Raw genomic sequence first — 13699 nt, 5'->3', positions numbered from 1 at the left:
CTTACTGCCCTTCGTCGAACTTACGGTTAAAGAGGTCGATGACCGCCGCGACGGCGGCCTGCTCGTCGTCACCCTCGGCACGGACCACCAGCTGGGTGCCCATGCCGGCGGCAAGCATCATCACGCCCATGATGCTCTGTGCATTCACTTCGCGACCCTTGCTGATCAGGTGCACGGTGGACTTGAACGACGAGACCAGCTGGACGAGCTTGGCGGACGCACGGGCGTGCAGCCCCAGCCGGTTGGATACGGTGATTTCCTGTTCAAGCATGGTCGATGAAGATCCCTCCGCGACCACCGCTGGCGGCGATTTCCGCCAGCTCGGGAAGCGACTTTTCAGAATAGTTGAGCACGCGCAGCAGCATCGGCAGGTTCAGGCCCGACACGCAACGCAGGCGGACGCCGAGCTCACCCAGCGAGAGGCCGATGTTGCAAGGCGTGGCGCCGTAAAGGTCGGCGAGCACGAGCACGCCCTCGCCGGTATCCAGGTCGCGCGCATGCTTCGCGGTGAGCGAGCGCATCACGTCCGGATCGGCGCCGGGAGGCACCTCCACCGCATCCACGGTGAGGGGCAGGCGGGGCATGACGTGGCGAGCAGCCGACACCAGGGCATGGCCCACCGCTTCGTGCGTCATCAAAAGGACGCCGACGGTCATGGCAGGCTCCGCAGGTGGATCGGGTTCGGGAAGGTGCTCATTCGAGCTCGCGGTGGAAAGTCAGTACGTTGCCGCGTTCCGTGCGGAAATGCTGGGCCAGCCGCTCGACCAGGTACACCGAGCGATGACGCCCGCCGGTGCAGCCGATCGAAACGGTGACGTAGCTTCGGTCTTCGCCTTCGAAGCGCGGCAGCCATGTATCGAGCCAGTGCGCAACGTCCGCATAGTACTCGCCCACGAGGGGCTGCGCGTCGAGGTATTCGCGCACCGGCTGGTCGCGACCTGAGAACGGGCGCAGGCGCGGATCCCAGTGCGGATTGGGCAGGCAGCGGGCATCGAACACGAAATCCGCGTCGGACGGCAGGCCGCGCCGGTAGGCAAACGATTCGAACAACAGGGTCGTGCCGTCGCTCGCGGCGGCGTAGCCGGTGGCGAACAGTCGGCGCAGCTGGTGCACGTTCAGTTCGGACGAGTCGATCACCTTCTCGGCGATGGCCACCAGCGGGCGCAGCAGGCGGCGCTCCTCGGCGATGGAATCGGCCAGCGAGCGGCGTTCGGCGGCCAGGGGATGGCGCCGGCGCGTCTCCGAGTAACGCTTGATCAGTACGTCGTCGCGGCTGTCGAGGAAGATCAGGTGCACGTGCACGCCCGCGCTGGACAGCTCGGAGAGCACGTGCGGCATGCGCTCGAGGTCGGAGCGGCGATTGCGCACATCCACGCCCACGGCGATGCGCCGGCGCGGGCCGTGCTCGCCCTGGCTGACCGCGGCCACGAGCTGCGGGATCAATTCCGCCGGCATGTTGTCGACGCAGTAGAACTCGAGGTCTTCCAGCGCGCGCAGGGCGACCGTCTTGCCACCGCCGGACATGCCGGTGAGCACGACCAGGTGGATGGCGTCGGGTTCGACGATGGGGTTGAGGAGATCGTCGGTCACGCGGTCACCATGGCGAGAAGCGGCGCATCTGGTGCGCCTGGCGGTCGATGAAGGTTTGCGCTGGGTCGATGCCCTTGCTCTTGAGCACGTGGTTGCGCACCGCGGCCTCCACCAGCACCGCGAGGTTGCGGCCAGGTGCGACCGGGATGGTGATCTTGGGCACGTCCACGTCGAGCACGTTACGCCGGCTGACGTCGCCGGTGAGGCGGGTCATGGCGTCGGTTTCCTCGCCCGGAAGCATCGGTTTGAGGTGGATGACCAGGCGCAGGTACTTCGACGGCTTCACCGCCGTGTGGCCGAACATCTCGCGGATGTTGAGCACGCCCAGGCCACGCACTTCGAGCAGGTCCTGCAGCAGTTCCGGGCAGGCACCGTCGATGACGTCGGGGGCGATCAGGGTGAATTCGGTCGCATCGTCGGCGACCAGCCGGTGGCCGCGGCTGATCAGTTCCAGCGCCAGTTCGCTCTTGCCTGAGCCCGGCTCACCGGTGATCAGCACGCCGATGGAAAACACTTCCAGGAACACCCCGTGCAGGGTGACCCGCGGCGCGAGCGTCCGCGCCAGGTGGTACTGCAGATAGGTGAGCAGCTCATGCCCACGCTTGGTGCTCTGCCACAGCGGGGTGTCGGTTTCTTCCGCCACCTCGCGCAGGTCCGGCGGGATGGCCTGGTCCTTGGTGACGATCAGCGCGGCAGGCTGGTAGGCGGCGACCTTGTGGATCGCTTCCCAGCGCTGCCGGGAATCCAGCCCGTCGAGGTAGTTGAGCTCCTCGGTGCCGATGATCTGCACCTTGTTCGGGTAGATCACGTTGAGGTAGCCGACCAGGGACGGGCGGCGGCTCAGCTTGGCATTGGGCTCGAGCACGCGGGCTTCGCCACGCATGCCCGCGATCCAGCGCAGGGCCATGCGTTCGTGGACGCCGTCGAAGAGTTGTCTGGCGGTCAGCCGGTCCAAGCGTCGGTTCCTGTCAAAAAAGAAGCCGGCACTCGGGGGTGCCGGCTTGCTTATATTGTGCCACAGGGCCGATGTGGGCTTTTACGTGGCCGCGCGGGCCTCGCGGACTTCACTGTTGTGATGGTCCTTGAGCTTTTCCTTATGCTTACGCAGCTGGTCGGCCAGTTTGGTAATCATCTCGTCGATGGCGGCGTACATGCGGTCGCCGATCGTTCCATCCTGCTGGCTGGCAATGCCATCGGCGTGGAGCCGGGTGCCCGAGCAATGCAGGGTGCCACCGGCCTTGTGCTCCGCCTTGTCCACGGAGAGCACGACATCCAGCCCGGTGATGTTGTCGAAAAGGCGTTCGAAGCGGCCAATCTGTTGCTCCACGCGCTCGCGCAGGGCGGGGGTGACCTGGATGTGCTGGCCGCTGATCTGGATTTGCATGACGCCTCCTTCTTGCTGAGGGTGCCGCCGAAAGGTGGCGGCGAGAGGGGAGTGGCCGTATGCCACGCCTGAACCGTTGTACGTGGGACCGTGATCCTCCGTGGGGGTTCCGCGCCTTGCCTAGCTGGCGCGCACGCGCTCACTGGAACTGGGGATGCGCATCGCTTCCCGGTACTTGGCTACCGTACGTCGGGCAACCTGAATACCGCGTCGATGGAGTTCCTCCGCGAGTGCCTGGTCAGACAGCGGCCGACGCGGGTCTTCCGCCGTGATCAGCTTGCGCAGCATGGCCTGGATGGCCGTGGCGGACGCGCTGCCGCCGTCTTCCGTGGCCACGCCGCTGGAAAAGAAATGTTTCAGTTCGAAGGTACCGCGCGGCGTGTGCATGTACTTGCGCGTGGTTACCCTGGAAATAGTCGATTCATGCATGCCGACTTCCTCGGCCACCTCGCGCAGCACCAGCGGGTGCATGGCCTCGGGGCCGTAATCGAGGAAGGCGCTCTGCCGGCGGACGATCACCTCGGCCACCTTGGTCAGGGTCTCGGCGCGGGACTGCAGGCTCTTCAGCAGCCAGCGGGCCTCCTGCAGCTGGCCCTTCATCCACGTGGCGTCGTCGCCGCGGGCGCGGGCGATCAGGTTGCAGTAATGCTGGTTCAGGCCCAGCCGGGGCTGGGCGTCGGGATTCAGGCTAACCCGCCAGCGGCCATTCTCACGCCTGGCGTAGACGTCGGGCGCCACGTATTCCACGGGCGTGGCATCGAGCGCGGCGCCAGGGCGGGGGTCGAGGCTGCGGATCAGCGCGGCGGCCGCCGCCACGTCGGCTTCGGCCACCTTGAGGCGACGGGCGATCTTGCCTGCGTCGTTCCGCGCCAGTAGCTCGATCTCCTCGTTGACGATGCGGATCGCGAGGTCGCGGTGCATGGTCTCGGCGGAGAACTGGCCTAGCTGGCAGAGCAGGCAGTCGCGCAGGTCCAGGCTGGCGATGCCGGTGGGATCGAAACGCTGGACGCGCTTGCGGACGGCTTCGATCTCGTCAAGATCGGCGCGCAGTTCCGCCGGGAGCGCGGCATGAACGGCCTCGACGCCATCGCGCAGGTAGCCGTCTTCGTCCAGCGCATGGATGATCGCCGTGGCGATGGCGTGGTCGCGCGGTGAGAACTGCGAGAGGTTGAGCTGCCACTCAAGGTGCTGCTGCAAGCTCTCGGGTGCCGCGTTCTGCGGCTCGAACCCGTCCTCGTCACCGCTGCTGCTGCCGTTGCGCGACGATGCGCCGCCGTAGTCACCTGCCTCGCCCTGGTAGCGGTCGTCGTCCCAGTCGGGCGTCAGGTCGTCGGCCGGCGATGCCGTGGACTCTTCTTCGCGGGTGGCCTTGGTCGGCGCTTCGTCGCGGGTGCGGTAATCGACGGCCTCGTCGAAGGTGGGCTCGTCGGCCGCCTCCGGTTCCGATTCGGCATCTTCCGCGAACTCAAGCAACGGGTTGCCTTCCGCGATCTGGCGGAGTTCGGCCTCGAGCTCGAGCTGCGACAACTGCAACAGGCGGATGGCCTGCTGGAGCTGTGGCGTCAGCGTGAGCTGCTGATGCAGGCGAAACTGGAGTCCGGGCTTCATTACCTTCGCGTGATCGGGTTACGAACCCATCGTAACCCCTTGCGGGCCCGGTAAACCAGCGTCACCGGCGGCTAGGCCGGCTGGCCGGTTTTGCGTACTGCCAACGGGCAGCTTGCGGTCAGATCTTGAACTCGCGGCCCAGGTACACCTCGCGGACCTTCTCGTCGGCCAGGATGTGCTGCGGCGTGCCGCGCGACAGCACTTCGCCATCGTTGAGGATGTAGGCGCGGTCACAGATGCCGAGCGTCTCGCGCACGTTGTGGTCGGTGATCAGCACGCCGATGCCGCGTTCCTTCAGGTGCCGGACGATGCGCTGGATTTCACCGACCGAGATCGGGTCGACGCCGGCGAACGGTTCGTCGAGCAGCATGTAACGCGGGCGTGCCGCCAGCGCGCGCGCGATTTCCACGCGTCGACGCTCGCCACCGGAAAGGCTGATGCCCTTCTGTTCGGCGATGTGCGCGATCTTCAGTTCGTCGAGCAGGCTTTCCAGTTCGTCTTCGCGCTGCTTCTGCGTCATGTTCTCGCGCAGCTCGAGCACGGCGAGGATGTTGTCCGACACGCTGAGGCGGCGGAACACCGACGCTTCCTGCGGCAGGTAGCCGATGCCGAGCTTGGCGCGGGCATGCATCGGCAGGCCGGTGATGTCCTGCTGGTCGAGCTTGATCTGGCCAGCGTCCGCCTGGATCAGGCCGACCACCATGTAGAAGCAGGTGGTCTTGCCGGCCCCGTTGGGGCCGAGCAGGCCAACCACTTCACCTTCGCGGATGGAGAACGCGAAATCGCGCACCACCTGGCGGGCGCGGAAACGCTTCTGCAGGCCTTGGGCTGAAAGCATCGTGTCAGGGCTTCTTCGGAGTGGCTGCCGGAGCCGCCGGCTTGGCCGCGGGAGCGGCGCCTGGCTGGGTCTTCGGCTGGAAGGTCATGTGCACGGTGGCGTCGCCGTTGCTCTCGCCGGTCATCGTGCTGTCGTTGGTGTTGTACGTGAGCTTGTCGCCATCGGCCGTGCCCTTGGTCGGCTGGTCGATATGCGCGGCGCCGGTCAGGATCGCGATGCCGGTGTCGTTGTGATAATCGACGTTGGCGGCGTGGCCGTGCATCCAGTTGCCCTGGTCGTCCTGCTGCTCGATGGTCGCGGGACTACCGAGGATCACCGCGCGGGTGACCTGGTTCTGGTCATCGAAGTAGACCGTCGCCTTGACGCCGGTGACCTTCAGGGTGCCCTGGGTGATCACGACGCCGGTGGTGTAGATGGCGATGCCCTGCGGCTGCTGGCTGCCGTCGAAGCTCTTTGCCTTGACGTCGACCACCTGCTGGCGATCGGACTGCTTGGCCATCGCGGGGGCGGCCATGGCAAACAGCGCCACGCCGCAAGCCGCGAGCAGTGCCTTAGCGCTTGCGAGGCTGGTATTGGGTGTGGACGGCATCGAGGAGCTCCAGGTGCTTGGTGTCGAGATTGGCGCGCATACCTACGCCATCCATTGTAGAGGTTCCCTGAACGATACGCGCCGCCTCGGCCGTTTCCAGACGGTTCTCCTTCGGCCACGCGGTCACTTCGGAGGTGTCGATGCTGGCGGGCGGGCTGTTCTGGAAGGCGATGCGATCCATGTGGACGATGCCCTGCAGCTTGAGCAGGCTGCCGTCCTTGTTGACCCAGCCGTACTGCGAATGGCCCTTCCACGGCGGCACGTCGGCTTCCTTGGTCGAGGGCAGCACGAAGTTGGGCGCATTGATGTAGAGCGACTCGTCGCCCTCGCGACGCTCCAGGTGGGGCGCGATGAGCTTGAAGGCGGGCTTGCCTTCCTCGTTGTAGGAATCGAGGTCGAAGTTGGTCAGCACGTAGCCGGAGCGCGGCGGTCCGATGAAGTCGTCGACCTTCTTCTCCGGCGCAACCCAGTAATACAGCAGCACGCTCGCCCCGAGCACGGCGGCAAGGATGCCCACGACGCTGGCGGCGCTGCGATCCTTGAACAGGTTCAGGGCGCTCACAGCCAGCGATCCCGCTCGGCTTCGGCCTTGCCCTGCGCAGCCAGCAGCATGTCGGCCACCTCGCGGGCGGCGCCGTAGCCACCGCTCAGGCGGGTGCGCCAGTGGGCGCGCTCGGCCACCCAGGGATGGGCATTGGCCACGGCCACGGCCAGCCCACAGATACCCATCGCGGGCAGGTCGGGCAGGTCGTCGCCGACGAAGGCGGCCTGGCCGGGCTCGAGGCGAAGGGCTTCGACGAGTGCGTTGAGCGTCGCGCGCTTGTCCTTCTGGCCCTGGTAGACGTGCTGGATCCCCAGCTCCTCGGCGCGAAGCGAGACGGGGTGGCTGATCCGGGCGGTGATGATCGCGACCTTGATGCCGTTTTCCTGTAGGCGCTTCAGCCCGAGGCCGTCGTGGACGTGGAAAACCTTGGTTTCGCGGCCGTCTTCGGCGTACCAGAGGCGGCCGTCGGTCAGCGTGCCATCGACGTCGAACACCACCACGCGGATGCGGGCGGCGCGTTCGAGGACGTCGGCGGGAATGTCGGAGTAGTGGGTGTAGGCCATGGCAACCAGGTGGGGGCGGGCGGCGCGGTGGGGACGCGCCGGTCGCGCTCGCTCAGACGACGCGGGCGCGGAGCAGGTCGTGGATGTTCAGTGCGCCGACCACGCGCCCGTCGGGGTCGGTGACCAGCAGCGCATGGATCTGGTGCTTTTCCATCAACTGGGCGGCTTCGACGGCCAGCTTGTCCGAGCCGATCGTCTTCGGGCCGCGGGTCATCAGCTGCGCCACGGTGGCGCCGCGCAGGTCCACGCCCTCGTCGTCCAGGGCGCGACGCAGGTCACCGTCGGTGAAGACGCCGAGCAGGCGACCGTCCGGCTCGACCACGGCGGTCATGCCCAGGTGCTTGCGGGTCATCTCCACGAGGGCTTCGCTGAGGGTGGCGGTGACCGGCACCCGCGGCACGTCGTCGCCCGCGTGCATCACGTCGGCGATGTGCAGCAGGAGGCGCCGGCCGAGGCTGCCAGCCGGATGGGAACGGGCGAAGTCGTCGGAGGTGAAGCCGCGGGCTTCGAGCAGGGCGACTGCCAGGGCGTCGCCAAGGACCAGCGCGGCCGTGGTACTGGCGGTGGGCGCCAGGCCGTGCGGGCAGGCTTCCGAGGCCACGTTGCCATCGATGTTGACCTCGGCCTGGCTGGCCAGGGAGGAGCGCGGGTTGCCCGTGATCGCGATCAGGGGAATGCCCTGGCGCTTGATCGCGGGCAGGATGAACAGCAGCTCGTCGGTTTCACCGGAGTACGAGATCGCCAGCAGGATGTCGTCCGGCTGGATCATGCCGAGGTCGCCGTGGCTCGCCTCGCCCGGGTGGACGAAGAACGACGGCGTGCCGGTGGAGGCGAGGGTGGCAGCGATCTTGCGGGCGATATGCCCCGACTTGCCCATGCCCGACACCACCACCCGGCCCTTGCATGCCAGGATCATCTGGCAGGCCTGGACGAACGAGGCGTCGATGCGCCGCTCCAGGCCCCGGATGGCGGCCGCCTCGGTCGCGATGACCGTGCGCGCGCTGCGCACCACGGTTTCCGCGTTCACGAGGGGGTGGTCGGCTGGCGGGGCAGTGCGGGCGTTCATTCGACCTTGGCTTCCGACTGGAGGGGTTGTCCCTGGGCAACCCGGAATGTCCATTTCTGCGACATGGGATTTCCATTACCATTACATATTCTCATTTTATCGTCGCTGCCATCGACTGGTGATTCAGGGACCGTTTTGGAACCCCTCCCGGCCGCGCGACTTTCCCCCTTTACCGGAGACCCCATGGACGCTTCGCGCATCCAGGCATTGATCGAAGCCGGCCTGCCCGGCGCCCGGGTGGACGTGCGCGGCGACGACGGCGTTCACTTTGAAGCCGAGGTCATCTCGGCACAGTTCGCCGGCAAGTTGCCCCTCGCTCGCCACCGCCTCGTCTACGCCACCCTCGGTGACCTGATGGGCGGCGCCATCCACGCACTGGGCCTGAAGACCCTCACCCCGGAAGAAGCCGCCGGCCGCCCCTGAGGCGCCACGCTCTCCCTTTCCCGAAAGGCATTACGACTCCATGGCAAAGATCCTTATCAGCGGCGGCCAGCCGCTCAACGGTGAGGTGAGCATCAGCGGCGCCAAGAACGCCGTGCTCCCCATCCTCGCTTCCTGCCTGCTGGCGGACGAACCGGTCAGCATCGGCAACGTGCCGCACCTGCACGACGTCACCACCTTCATCGAGCTGCTCGGCCGGATGGGCGTGCGCGTGGTCCTCGACGACCGCATGAAGATGCACATCGACCCGCGCCCGGAAAACAGCTGCGTGGCGCCGTACGAGCTGGTCCGCACCATGCGTGCGTCCATCCTCGTCCTGGGCCCGCTGGTCGCGCGCTACGGCAAGGCCGAAGTGTCGCTGCCGGGTGGCTGCGCCATCGGTTCGCGTCCGGTCGACCAGCACATCCGTGGCCTGCAGGCGCTCGGTGCCGACATCACGGTCGAAAACGGCTTCATCAAGGCGAAGGCTGGCCGGCTGAAGGGCGCTCGCATCGTGATGGACATGGTGACCGTCACCGGCACTGAGAACATCCTGATGGCGGCGACGCTGGCGTCGGGCACCACGATCATCGAGAACGCCGCGCAGGAACCGGAAGTGGTCGACCTTGCGCATTGCCTGATGGCGATGGGCGCGAAGATCGACGGCATCGGCACCTCCACCCTGATCGTCGAAGGTGTCGAGCGCCTGCACGGCGCGCACTACGAAGTGCTGCCGGATCGCATCGAGACCGGCACCTTCCTCGTTGGCGCGGCGATGACCGGCGGCAAGGTGCGTGCGCGCGGCGCGCGTGCCGACACGCTGGACGCGGTGCTGCAGAAGCTGGAGGAATCCGGCGCGCACATCAGCACCGGCAAGGACTGGATCGAACTGGACATGCAGGGGCGCCGGCCGAAGGCCGTCAACCTGGTGACCGCGCCGTATCCCGCGTTCCCGACCGACATGCAGGCGCAGTTCACCGCGCTCAACTGCGTCGCCGAAGGCGTGGGCGTGATCACCGAGACGGTGTTCGAAAACCGCTTCATGCACGCGCTGGAACTGCAGCGCCTGGGTGCGGACATCCGCCTGGAAGGCAACACCGCGATCATCACCGGCGTGCCGAAGATGAGCGGCGCACCGATCATGGCCACCGACCTGCGTGCTTCCGCGTGCCTGGTGCTGGCCGGCCTCGTCGCCGAGGGCGACACCACGGTCGACCGCGTGTACCACATCGATCGCGGCTACGAGAACATCGAGGAAAAGCTCGGCGTCCTCGGCGCCCGCATCCGCCGCCTCCCCGGCTAACCCGCACGTTCCCCCCCCTGTAGGAGCGCGCCTGCGCGCGACCCCTGCAAGCGACACCCGCACCCAAACGAAAAACCCGCCAGAAGGCGGGTTTTTTTTATTGCCCGGGTGTTCTTCTATAGCCCCCGGAAGTCCCTACTGCCCCTGGAACTTAACCAGCTCCAGCGTCAAATCGCCGCCATCTTTCTGCGCCAGCTTCACCGGCACCGGATACTTCGCCGGGACGTACCAGGCGTTGAAGCCGCGGTCCTGGTCGGTGCGGTCGACGCGCTCGGCGGTGAACGAACCGGCCGGCACGGTGACCTTCTCGCTGGCGGCCACCTTGAACACCTGCGTCTCGATCGACTGCTTCACGCCGACCGGGAACGTGGCGCCCTTCGCGCCACCATGCAGCGCGACGCCGAGCGCGAGCGGCAGGGTGTTGCGGTCGACCATGCCGGGCTGCGCCGGGTACGAGAACGACTTGCTGTTGTCCTGCACGGCAACCGTGTTGCCCTTGACCGTCAGCGAGCGGGTCTTCGGCTTGAACGCCTGCAGGTCGTACTTGTACGAGACGGCCTGCGGCACCTTGCCCACCCAGGTGAATACCGAGACTTCCGAGCTGCTGGCGCCGAGGGCGGCGGCGAGGCCCGACGTGCCGGTCACCTTGTTGCTGTATTCGAACTGACCATTGCCGGCCGGCTTCAGCGTCAGGGTCGCCTCGCCGAGCGGCGAGCCGCCCTGCAGCACGTTGTAGGTGGCGGTGAAGGACTGCGGCACGTCCGCGGCGAACGCGGTGGCAGGCAGGGCGAGGGCCAGGCCAAGGCCGGCGCGGAGGAGGGTGGTTTTCATGGGCCCGAGTTTAAACGGCGCGGCTGAATGCGGGATCACCCTCTGTGGCGGAGGGGCGTGGGGGGTATGGCGGAGGTATGTGGGCGGATATGGGAGGCGTGCCGGGGGCATGCGGGGGCATGCGGGGCTGCGATCGCGCGCAGGCGCGCTCCTACAGGAGCATGGTGATGTCGACGGGGGAGGGCAGGGGGGTGCCGTCGAGCAGGGGTGCGCCGTTCCAGCGGAGGCGGCCGTTGGCGATGGCGCCGACGACGGCGGGGAGCAGCTTGTGTTCTTCGACTAACAGTCGCTGGGCGAGGGTGGCTTCGGTGTCGTCGGGCCCGACGCTGATCCGGGCCTGGGCGACGACGGGGCCGCCGTCGAGTTCAGCGGTAACGTAGTGCACGCTGGCGCCGTGCTCGTTGTCGCCTGCTTCAAGGCAGCGACGGTGCGTATGCAGGCCCTGGTATTTGGGCAGCAGCGAGGGGTGAACGTTGATCGCCCGGCCTTCCCAATCCGCGACCACCGACGCATCGATGATCCGCATGTAACCGGCAAGGACGAGCAGGTCGGGCTTCGCGTCGGCAAGCGCACCGAACAGCGCTTGGTCGAACGCGAGCCGGTCGGCGAAGTCGCGCGGCTTTAGGGCAACGGTGGGGATGCCATGTTCGCGCGCAATGGCAAGCGCGCCGGCGGCCGGCTTGTCGCTGCCGACCAGCACGAACTCCACCGGCAGGCGCGCCGCGATGAGCGCGCCGAGGTTGCTGCCGCGCCCGGAGGCGAGCGCGGCGACGCGCAGGGGCCGATCCACGAAAAACCTCAGCCGATGTGGACGCGTTCGCTGCCGCTGGCGGCAACGACCGAGCCGATGACCCAGCTATCGAGGCCGTGCGTGGCCAGTGCGGCCTTCGCGGCATCCACCTGGTCCTGGGCGAGCAGGATGGTGAAGCCGATACCGCAATTGAACGTGCGCCACATCTCTTCGCGGGCGACGTTGCCTTCGCGCTGCAGCCACTGGAACACCGGCGGCAGCTCCCACGAGGATGCGTCGATGGACAGGCCGAGGCCGTCCGGCACCACGCGGATGATGTTTTCGGTCAGGCCACCGCCGGTGACGTGGGCCATGCCGTGCACGTCGACCTTGCCGATCAGCTCGAGGATCGGCTTGACGTAGATGGTGGTCGGCGCCATCAGGGCATCGACCAGCCTGACGCCACCGACCTCGGTGTCGAGCGGCGAGCCGGCGCGCTCGAGGATGCGGCGGACCAGCGAATAGCCGTTGGAGTGCGGACCCGACGAGGCCACGCCGAGGATCACGTCGCCCGCGACGATCTTCGAGCCGTCGTTCATCGCCGACTTTTCGACCGCGCCGACGGTGAAGCCGGCCAGGTCGTACTCGCCCGGCGGGTACATGTCCGGCATTTCGGCCGTTTCGCCACCGATCAGGGCGCAACCGGCCAGTTCGCAGCCACGGGCGATGCCGCCGACGACCGAAGCGGCCGTGTCGACATCGAGCTTGCCGGTCGCGAAATAATCCAGGAAGAACAGCGGCTCGGCGCCCTGGACGAGCACGTCGTTGACGCACATGCCGACCAGGTCGATGCCGATGGTGTCGTGCCGGCCGAGCTGCTGGGCCAGCTTGAGCTTGGTGCCGACGCCGTCCGTGCCCGAGACCAGCACCGGCTCCCGGTAGCGGCCGGACAGGTCGAACAGACCGCCGAAGCCGCCGAGCCCGCCCATCACTTCGGGGCGGAAGGTGCGCTTCACCATCGGCTTGATGCGCTCGACGAGGGCATTGCCAGCGTCGATGTCGACGCCTGCGTCGCGGTAGGTGAGGGAGCCCTGGTCGGAGGACATAAGCGGTTCCGGCACTGATTGGAAACGCGCAATGATAGCAGCAAGCGTGGCGCCCGGCCGGGGCCTGCACGCCGTCTGGATGGACGCCATGCCAAGGTTTGTGCAGACTTCCCGCCTCTTTAGAAGCGATGCCATGACCATGCGCGCAGCCCGTTCGCTCGGATTCCTGATGCTTTTGCTGCTGGCCGCCATCGGCCCGGCGGTCGCGCAGACGGCTATGTACACGGTCTCCGTGCCGGTGGCGGACACCAGTGCGGCGGTGCGCGACCAGGCCTTCGCCAACGGGCTGACCCAGGTCCTGGCCCGCGCCAGCAACGGCGCCGACCCCCGCGCCAAGCAGGGTTACGCCGATGCGATGAAGCAGCCGGGCGGCCTGGTCCAGCAGTACCAGTACCAGCGAACCGGCGGTGCCAACGGTGCCCCGCTGGCGCTCGAGATCACCTTCGACCCGGGTGCGATTCGCCGCGTCCTGGCGGTCGGCGACGCCGCCGCGGCGGCGCCGAAGCCGCCCGTGCTGGTCATTGCCCACGACGCCACGGGCAAGAACCTCACCATGCAGGACCTTGCGCCGCTGGCGCAGATGGCCGATGCCCGCGGCTACCAGATCGTGACGCCGAAGGCGGATACCCCGGTGGACGCAAAGGCCCTGGCCGCCGGCGATACCTCGGCCGTGGCCACGGCGGCCCGCCAGTACAACACCGCCACGGTGCTGGTCGGCACGGTGCGCGACGATGGTACCGAGTGGACCCTCGTGAACGCGGGGCGCGTGTCCAGCTGGTCGGACAGCGGCGAAGCCCGCGCGGCCCTGTTGAGCAACGGCGCAAACGCCATGGCCGACAAGCTCGACCACTCGTTCACCGCCGCATCCGGTGGTGCGACGAGCGGCAAGGTCTGGGTCACCGGGCTGCACTCGGCCACCGACTACGCGGGCCTGCTCGCCACCTTCCAGAACGACCCGTCGATCAAGTCGGTGGCGCCGCTGGGCGCTTCGGCCGACGGCGTGCTGCTCAACGTGAACGCGAGCGCGCCGGTGGCCCGCCTGATCGCGGGCTACGCGGCCGGCGGCCACATCCTGGCGGCCGACGCGCACGACGGCGCCGACCTCGCCGTACGCTGGGTACCCTGAC

The 13699-nt window shown here is 67.5% G+C and carries 17 protein-coding genes; 3 read left to right on the top strand and 14 right to left on the bottom strand.

Translation table 11 applies throughout. The annotated features are described in order from the left end of the window. Window position 1 precedes the first annotated feature (1 nt). The 11 genes from KPL74_13040 to KPL74_12990 form a co-directional block, all read right to left on the bottom strand. The gene (locus KPL74_13040; protein ID QWT18666.1) at window positions 2-271 is read right to left on the bottom strand and encodes an HPr family phosphocarrier protein; all 270 of its coding nucleotides are present in this window, start codon (window positions 269-271) and stop codon (window positions 2-4) included. After that, on the bottom strand, window positions 264-656 hold the full coding sequence (locus tag KPL74_13035; protein QWT18665.1) for a hypothetical protein: 393 nt from the start codon (window positions 654-656) through the stop codon (window positions 264-266). Before KPL74_13035 ends, KPL74_13040 begins: the two co-directional genes overlap by 8 nt. A gap of 37 nt (window positions 657-693) precedes the next feature. After that, window positions 694-1590, bottom strand: a complete 897-nt coding sequence (rapZ, locus tag KPL74_13030) for an RNase adapter RapZ (GenBank protein ID QWT18664.1) — start codon at window positions 1588-1590, stop codon at window positions 694-696. Window positions 1591-1594: 4 nt separating this feature from the next. Next, entirely contained in the window at window positions 1595-2545 is a 951-nt protein-coding gene (gene hprK / locus KPL74_13025) for an HPr(Ser) kinase/phosphatase (protein QWT18663.1), read from the bottom strand. Window positions 2546-2626: 81 nt separating this feature from the next. Next, window positions 2627-2974, bottom strand: coding sequence for a ribosome-associated translation inhibitor RaiA (gene raiA, locus KPL74_13020; protein ID QWT18662.1), 348 nt, complete (start codon window positions 2972-2974; stop codon window positions 2627-2629). A gap of 120 nt (window positions 2975-3094) precedes the next feature. Then, window positions 3095-4582, bottom strand: coding sequence for an RNA polymerase factor sigma-54 (locus KPL74_13015; protein ID QWT18661.1), 1488 nt, complete (start codon window positions 4580-4582; stop codon window positions 3095-3097). Between the two features lie 118 nt (window positions 4583-4700). Then, window positions 4701-5420 (bottom strand): LPS export ABC transporter ATP-binding protein, encoded by a 720-nt coding sequence (lptB, locus tag KPL74_13010; protein QWT18660.1) that lies wholly within the window; start codon window positions 5418-5420, stop codon window positions 4701-4703. Between the two features lie 4 nt (window positions 5421-5424). Further along, on the bottom strand, window positions 5425-6009 hold the full coding sequence (lptA, locus tag KPL74_13005) for a lipopolysaccharide transport periplasmic protein LptA (protein QWT18659.1): 585 nt from the start codon (window positions 6007-6009) through the stop codon (window positions 5425-5427). Beyond that, the gene (lptC, locus tag KPL74_13000) at window positions 5972-6571 is read right to left on the bottom strand and encodes an LPS export ABC transporter periplasmic protein LptC (protein QWT18658.1); all 600 of its coding nucleotides are present in this window, start codon (window positions 6569-6571) and stop codon (window positions 5972-5974) included. The genes lptA and lptC overlap by 38 nt, the downstream gene beginning before the upstream one ends. Further along, window positions 6568-7116 (bottom strand): HAD-IIIA family hydrolase, encoded by a 549-nt coding sequence (locus tag KPL74_12995; GenBank protein QWT18657.1) that lies wholly within the window; start codon window positions 7114-7116, stop codon window positions 6568-6570. Before KPL74_12995 ends, lptC begins: the two co-directional genes overlap by 4 nt. A gap of 52 nt (window positions 7117-7168) precedes the next feature. After that, window positions 7169-8182 carry a KpsF/GutQ family sugar-phosphate isomerase gene (locus KPL74_12990; protein ID QWT18656.1) on the bottom strand — a complete coding sequence of 338 codons (1014 nt, stop codon included), beginning with the start codon at window positions 8180-8182 and terminating at the stop codon, window positions 7169-7171. Window positions 8183-8365: 183 nt separating this feature from the next. Between KPL74_12990 and KPL74_12985 the strand changes: the two genes are divergently transcribed. Beyond that, window positions 8366-8605: a BolA/IbaG family iron-sulfur metabolism protein gene (locus tag KPL74_12985; protein ID QWT18655.1), complete on the top strand. Its 240-nt coding sequence runs from the start codon at window positions 8366-8368 to the stop codon at window positions 8603-8605. A 40-nt stretch (window positions 8606-8645) separates the two neighbouring features. Continuing rightward, window positions 8646-9905 (top strand): UDP-N-acetylglucosamine 1-carboxyvinyltransferase, encoded by a 1260-nt coding sequence (gene murA / locus KPL74_12980; protein ID QWT18654.1) that lies wholly within the window; start codon window positions 8646-8648, stop codon window positions 9903-9905. A gap of 135 nt (window positions 9906-10040) precedes the next feature. Here the strand turns inward: murA and KPL74_12975 are convergent, their stop codons facing one another. From KPL74_12975 to purM, 3 genes are all read right to left on the bottom strand, one after another. After that, window positions 10041-10736 (bottom strand): DUF3108 domain-containing protein, encoded by a 696-nt coding sequence (locus KPL74_12975; GenBank protein ID QWT18653.1) that lies wholly within the window; start codon window positions 10734-10736, stop codon window positions 10041-10043. 151 nt (window positions 10737-10887) lie between these two features. Then, window positions 10888-11526, bottom strand: a complete 639-nt coding sequence (locus tag KPL74_12970; protein ID QWT18652.1) for a phosphoribosylglycinamide formyltransferase — start codon at window positions 11524-11526, stop codon at window positions 10888-10890. A gap of 8 nt (window positions 11527-11534) precedes the next feature. Continuing rightward, the gene (gene purM / locus KPL74_12965) at window positions 11535-12572 is read right to left on the bottom strand and encodes a phosphoribosylformylglycinamidine cyclo-ligase (GenBank protein QWT18651.1); all 1038 of its coding nucleotides are present in this window, start codon (window positions 12570-12572) and stop codon (window positions 11535-11537) included. A 133-nt stretch (window positions 12573-12705) separates the two neighbouring features. On the opposite strand from purM, the gene KPL74_12960 reads away from it, so the two are divergent. After that, window positions 12706-13698 (top strand): DUF2066 domain-containing protein, encoded by a 993-nt coding sequence (locus tag KPL74_12960; GenBank protein QWT18650.1) that lies wholly within the window; start codon window positions 12706-12708, stop codon window positions 13696-13698. Window position 13699 lies beyond the last annotated feature (1 nt).

It is taken from the genome of Bacillus sp. NP157 (assembly GCA_018889975.1).
Taxonomy (GTDB): Bacteria; Pseudomonadota; Gammaproteobacteria; order Xanthomonadales; family Rhodanobacteraceae; genus Luteibacter.
This window is presented reverse-complemented; position numbering and strand designations above follow the sequence as displayed.

What these genes read in the sequence shown, in the direction of transcription:
- KPL74_13040 (QWT18666.1), bottom strand. Translation starts at nt 271, where the DNA reads ATGCTTGAACAGGAAATCACCGTATCCAACCGGCTGGGGCTGCACGCC.
- KPL74_13035 (QWT18665.1), bottom strand. Translation starts at nt 656, where the DNA reads ATGACCGTCGGCGTCCTTTTGATGACGCACGAAGCGGTGGGCCATGCC.
- raiA (QWT18662.1), bottom strand. Translation starts at nt 2,974, where the DNA reads ATGCAAATCCAGATCAGCGGCCAGCACATCCAGGTCACCCCCGCCCTG.
- KPL74_13015 (QWT18661.1), bottom strand. Translation starts at nt 4,582, where the DNA reads ATGAAGCCCGGACTCCAGTTTCGCCTGCATCAGCAGCTCACGCTGACG.
- lptB (QWT18660.1), bottom strand. Translation starts at nt 5,420, where the DNA reads ATGCTTTCAGCCCAAGGCCTGCAGAAGCGTTTCCGCGCCCGCCAGGTG.
- lptA (QWT18659.1), bottom strand. Translation starts at nt 6,009, where the DNA reads ATGCCGTCCACACCCAATACCAGCCTCGCAAGCGCTAAGGCACTGCTC.
- KPL74_12995 (QWT18657.1), bottom strand. Translation starts at nt 7,116, where the DNA reads ATGGCCTACACCCACTACTCCGACATTCCCGCCGACGTCCTCGAACGC.
- KPL74_12990 (QWT18656.1), bottom strand. Translation starts at nt 8,182, where the DNA reads ATGAACGCCCGCACTGCCCCGCCAGCCGACCACCCCCTCGTGAACGCG.
- KPL74_12985 (QWT18655.1), top strand. Translation starts at nt 8,366, where the DNA reads ATGGACGCTTCGCGCATCCAGGCATTGATCGAAGCCGGCCTGCCCGGC.
- murA (QWT18654.1), top strand. Translation starts at nt 8,646, where the DNA reads ATGGCAAAGATCCTTATCAGCGGCGGCCAGCCGCTCAACGGTGAGGTG.
- KPL74_12975 (QWT18653.1), bottom strand. Translation starts at nt 10,736, where the DNA reads ATGAAAACCACCCTCCTCCGCGCCGGCCTTGGCCTGGCCCTCGCCCTG.
- purM (QWT18651.1), bottom strand. Translation starts at nt 12,572, where the DNA reads ATGTCCTCCGACCAGGGCTCCCTCACCTACCGCGACGCAGGCGTCGAC.
- KPL74_12960 (QWT18650.1), top strand. Translation starts at nt 12,706, where the DNA reads ATGACCATGCGCGCAGCCCGTTCGCTCGGATTCCTGATGCTTTTGCTG.